Here is a 4,611-nt window from a genome sequence, read left to right on the forward strand (position 1 = left end):
CCACTCCCTCGACGGCCGCGACGCCGCCGCCCGCTTCGCCGCCCGCACCCGCTCGGCGCTCGCCGTCGACGCGGTCGGCGTCTCGCGCGACGCCGAGGGCGTCGTCGCCCACCACTCCGTCTACGGCGGCGCATACAACGTCGACTCGGCCGCCACGTTCGGCGCGCCGGTCATCACGGTGCGTCAGGGGGCGATCGACGCGCGCGCCGAGGCGCAGACCGTCCAGAGCGTCGCCCTCGAGGTCGCCGCATCGGGTAGGGCCGCGGCATCCGTCACCGCCGTCGAGCCGGCGCAGGCCACGTCGAGCCGGCCCGAGCTGCGCGGCGCCGCCAAGGTCGTCTCGGGCGGCCGGGGCATCGGATCGGGCGAGAACTTCGCGCTCGTCGACCAGCTCGCCGATGTGCTGGGCGCCGCGGTCGGCGCCTCCCGCGCGGCCGTCGACGCCGGCTACGTGCCCCAGTCGTACCAGGTCGGCCAGACCGGGGTGTCGGTCTCGCCGCAGCTGTACATCGCGCTCGGCATCTCCGGGGCGATCCAGCACAAGGCCGGTATGCAGACCGCCAAGACGATCGTCGCGATCAATAAGGACGGCGACGCCCCGATCTTCGACATCGCCGATTTCGGTATCGTCGGCGACGTGTTCACGGTCGTGCCCCAGCTGATCAGCGCCCTCGAGGCGCGGAAGGCCTGAGCGTGGCGACCTACGCGCGCACGGTGCGCCGCGGGCTGCCGCGCACGCCCGGTGGCGACCCCTGGCCGCCCGCGGGCGAGGCCCCGATCGACGCGGCCGTCGCGGTGACGGATGCCGCGGCCCCCTCGGTCGCGGCGGTCGCGGGTGTCGCGGCCCCGACCGCGGAGGCGCGAGCCGTAACTCCGGAGAATTCGCCGTCTGCTGGGCTGCCGACCGCCTCCGACCCGATTTCTCCGGAGATCGAGCACGGTGCCCCGGCTGCCGCCGTCCCCGCCGCCGGTGCTGCCCCCGCGGCGTCGGCTGCCGCATCGGCGCCCGCCGCGGCCGGCCCGGCTCGCGCCCTGCGCCGCGGCCTGCCGCGCACGCCGGGCGGGGAGCCGTGGCCTCCTGCGGGCGCGGCCCCGATCGCCGCGGCGACGACCGATGCCGCCGAGGTCCCTGTCGCGGCACCGCCTTCGGTCGGTGACGTGACGGTTCCCGCGCCGGTGGCCGCCGTCGCGCCGACCGGTTACACCGCCGCATCCCCGAGCACCGCCACCACCCGCGCCGCCGCTGCGAGCGACGTGCCTCTGCGCCGCGGACTCCCGCGCGTCGCCGGCGGAGACCCGTGGCCGCCCGCGGGCTTCGCCCCGGGTGCACCGGTCGCCGCGGCATCCGACCCGACCGCAACTCCGGAGATTGAGGCTGTGGCGTCGTCCGCAGGCCCCGCGGCGGTCGATTCTCCGGAGATCGCGCACACCGCGGCCCTCGCCCCCGCAGCCCTCGCCCCGGAAGCCCCCACCGCCCCCGACTCGATCGCCGCGCGCGTCGCCGCCGGTCCGCTGCCCTTCACCCCCACGGTGTTCCCGGGGCGCTACGCGTTCGAGCGTCCCGCGCCGAAGCCGGAGCCGCGTCGCATCGGTCCGTTCACCGCCGGTCAGTGGGTCGGCGCGGCGATCGTCACGGTCGTGGGTCTGCTGTTCGCGGGCGCGATGGTCGTGTTCGCGGTGCGCTGGCTGCTGAGCCTCGACGCACTGCGCGACTGGGTCGCCACCTACCCCGGCGAATACCACCTGCCGGTGGGCGCACCGGTCGGCTTCCCCGCGTGGGTCGGCTGGCAGCACTTCTTCAACGTGTTCCTGATGGTGCTGATCATCCGCTCGGGGCTGCAGGTACGGCACCAGAAGAAGCCGCCGGCGTTCTGGAGCCCGCGCTGGAACCCGAAGCGGAAGATCAGCATCGCGCTGTGGCTGCACCAGTCGCTGGACATCCTGTGGCTCGTCAACGGACTCGTGTTCGTCGTGCTCCTGTTCGTCACCGGTCAGTGGCTGCGCATCGTGCCGACCAGCTGGGAGGTGTTCCCGAACGCCGTCACCGCGGTGCTCAAGTACATCTCGCTCGACTGGCCGACCGAGGACGGCTGGGTCAACTACAACTCGATCCAGCAGCTGACCTACTTCGCGACCGTGTTCCTCGCCGCGCCCCTCGCGGCGATCACGGGCGTGCGCATGAGCGGCATCTGGCCGAAGAACGCGACGCGACTGAACAAGATCTACCCGGTCGAGTGGGCCCGCAAGGTGCACTTCCCCGTGATGATCTACTTCGTGCTGTTCATCGTCGTGCACGTGACGCTGGTGTTCGCGACCGGGGCGCTGCGCAACCTGAACCACATGTACGCGGGCAGCGACGAGGTCAACTGGGTCGGCTTCTCGATCTTCGCGGTCTCGATGCTCGTGATCGTCGGTGCGTGGGTCGCGGCGCGGCCCCTCGTGCTGGCGCCGATCGCGAAGCTGTTCGGGTCGGTCAGCTCGCGCTGAGCGCGCTCAGGAAATGACGGATGCCGCGCCCGCGGCATATCCGTCGGCGTAGGCCTCGTCCGCTCCCAGCCGGAAGAAGTCCCGCTCCGGCGGCCGGACGATCGACCGCGCTCCCGGACGGTCGAGCGCACCGACGAGATCCGCGCGCCCGCGCACGACCGCGACGGGAAGCCGCGTGGCCTTGCCCTTGACGAGGTCGGCGGCGCCGCACAGCTCGTCGGCCACGCACGGCTGCGTCACGACGAGCGGGCGGCCCTCGGCGTCGACGCCGCCGCGGAGATCCTCGAACACCTGCACGCCACCGGCGCCGATCGCATGGTCCGTCTGCCCCTCGCGCCAGGCGCGCCCGAGCGTGTCGGAGACGAGCACCCCCACCTCGACCCCGAGCGCGGCCCGCAGCCCCGCGGCGAGGCGGCGGGCCGAGGCATCCGGATCAACCGGCAGCAGCAGCACCGTGCCCTCGGGGGTGTTCGACGCGTCGACGCCGGCCGCGGCTGAGACGATGCCCAGCCGATTCTCGACGATGCGCGTCGTGTGGCCGCTGGGGGCGGTGCGGCTGGCGACGAGGCGCACCGTCTCCGCGGTGATGGCGTCCTCGCGGTCGTCGGCGAGGACGAACCGTCCCTCGGCCTTCGACACGATCTTCGACGTCACGACGAGGATGTCCCCATCGCGCAGCTGATCGGATGCCGCCGCCCCGATGAGCGCGACGAGGTCGTCGCCCGCACCGATCTCGGGAAGCCCGGGCAGCGCCCAGATCTGCAGCACGTCGGGTCAGCGCACGAAGCGCACCTCGGTGAGCGTCTCACCGAGGAAGGGCTCCGTGTGGGTGTCACCGTCGAGGTGGAACCCGTTGCGCTCGTAGAAGCGGTGCGCGCGGGGGTTGTCGGAGGCCACCCAGAGGTAGAGCGGCTCGCCCTCGTCGACGGCGGCGTCGAACAGCTGCTGGCCGATGCCGGTTCCCTGCCATGCGCTCAGCAGGTAGATGAAATAGAGCTCGCGCTCACGAGGGGCGTCGCGGTCGCGTGCCGGGCCGGAGCCGACGAAGCCCACGATCTCGCCGTCGACGAGGGCCGCGCTCATGCGGAACTCGGGCCCCTGCGCGGCCCAGTGGGTCCACAGTTCGGCAAGGCGGCGGGGGGAGACCTTCTCGAGAGCGGCTTTGCTGATGAGGTGGTCGTACGTCTCGTGCCAGCAGGTGGCGTGCACGCGTCCCAGGGCTTCGGCATCGACGTCGCGCACGGGGCGGACGATCAGATCGATCTGCAGATCGGCGTTCATGGCCAGACTCTAACCGGCCGCGGCGGGGCCGCGAAATCGGCTGTGCATGCCGCACGAACCTGTAGGCATCCGACAACGGAATGCGTGCTGACATCCACGATCAGTACGATCCACGGTCGTGAACGTGATCTGGCGCACCCTGCTCGTGCTGTTCGTCGCTCGGCGTCGTCTGCGTCGTGACGGCGTCATCGCCGACGCCTCGTTCGTGGGCCGTGTGCGGCTCACGACCCTCCCCACCGACCTCGACCTCGTGGGGCACATGAACAACGGACGGTACCTGTCGTTGTTCGACCTCGGCCGCTTCGACCTCATCATGCGCTCGGGTCTGTGGGATCTCATGCGCGCTCGCGGCTGGTACCCGGTCGTGGCGAGCTCGACGATCACCCACCGTAAGTCGCTGCACCTGTGGCAGCGCTTCGACATCGAGTCGAAGGTGATCTCCGCCGACGACAAGGCGATCTATCTCGAGCACCGCGCGGTGGTGCGCGGCGAGATCTACGCCCGACTGTTCGTGCGCTCCCGCTTCGTGCGACGAGCCGGCGGGGTGCTGCCCACCTCCGAGGTGTTCGAGGCCATGGGCATCGACCCGGCGACCGTGCCCGCCCCCGAGGCGTGGCTCAGCGAGTGGGCGCTCGACGTGGCGCTGCCGCCGACGAAGGCCCCCGCACCGAGCGTCTGGGGCTGATCAGGCGGATGCCCCGCCCCGCCCGCCGCCCGCGACCGCGGAGGTGCGCGCGGTGAGGGCGTCGGCGAGCGCATCGACGACGGCGCCCACGCGCCGACGCGTCCCCGAGGCCGCGCGGGTGGCGACGAACACCTCGCGCGTCGGTGCGTCGGGAAGGG

At 72.4% G+C, this 4,611-nt stretch carries 5 protein-coding genes; 3 read left to right on the top strand and 2 right to left on the bottom strand.

Translation table 11 applies throughout. The features are described 5' to 3' along the window. Both ASG00_RS11770 and ASG00_RS11775 read left to right on the top strand, forming a co-directional pair. Nucleotides 1–691: electron transfer flavoprotein subunit alpha/FixB family protein (locus ASG00_RS11770; RefSeq protein ID WP_235559535.1), on the top strand; the 691-nt coding region annotated here is incomplete at its 5' end. A gap of 2 nt (nt 692–693) precedes the next feature. Beyond that, entirely contained in the window at nt 694–2,487 is a 1,794-nt protein-coding gene (locus ASG00_RS11775; protein ID WP_056209816.1) for a cytochrome b/b6 domain-containing protein, read from the top strand. 6 nt (nt 2,488–2,493) lie between these two features. Here ASG00_RS11775 and cofE read toward each other — a convergent pair whose 3' ends face one another. Further along, complete coding sequence (gene cofE, locus ASG00_RS11780) at nt 2,494–3,255, bottom strand: coenzyme F420-0:L-glutamate ligase (protein ID WP_056209819.1); 762 nt, start codon at nt 3,253–3,255, stop codon at nt 2,494–2,496. A gap of 6 nt (nt 3,256–3,261) precedes the next feature. Beyond that, nucleotides 3,262–3,768 carry a GNAT family N-acetyltransferase gene (locus tag ASG00_RS11785; protein WP_056209822.1) on the bottom strand — a complete coding sequence of 169 codons (507 nt, stop codon included), beginning with the start codon at nt 3,766–3,768 and terminating at the stop codon, nt 3,262–3,264. A 118-nt stretch (nt 3,769–3,886) separates the two neighbouring features. On the opposite strand from ASG00_RS11785, the gene ASG00_RS11790 reads away from it, so the two are divergent. After that, nucleotides 3,887–4,453 carry an acyl-CoA thioesterase gene (locus ASG00_RS11790; RefSeq protein ID WP_045246038.1) on the top strand — a complete coding sequence of 189 codons (567 nt, stop codon included), beginning with the start codon at nt 3,887–3,889 and terminating at the stop codon, nt 4,451–4,453. Nucleotides 4,454–4,611: the final 158 nt, after the last annotated feature.

It is taken from the genome of Microbacterium sp. Leaf351 (assembly GCF_001423825.1).
Classification (GTDB): domain Bacteria; phylum Actinomycetota; class Actinomycetes; order Actinomycetales; family Microbacteriaceae; genus Microbacterium; species Microbacterium ginsengisoli.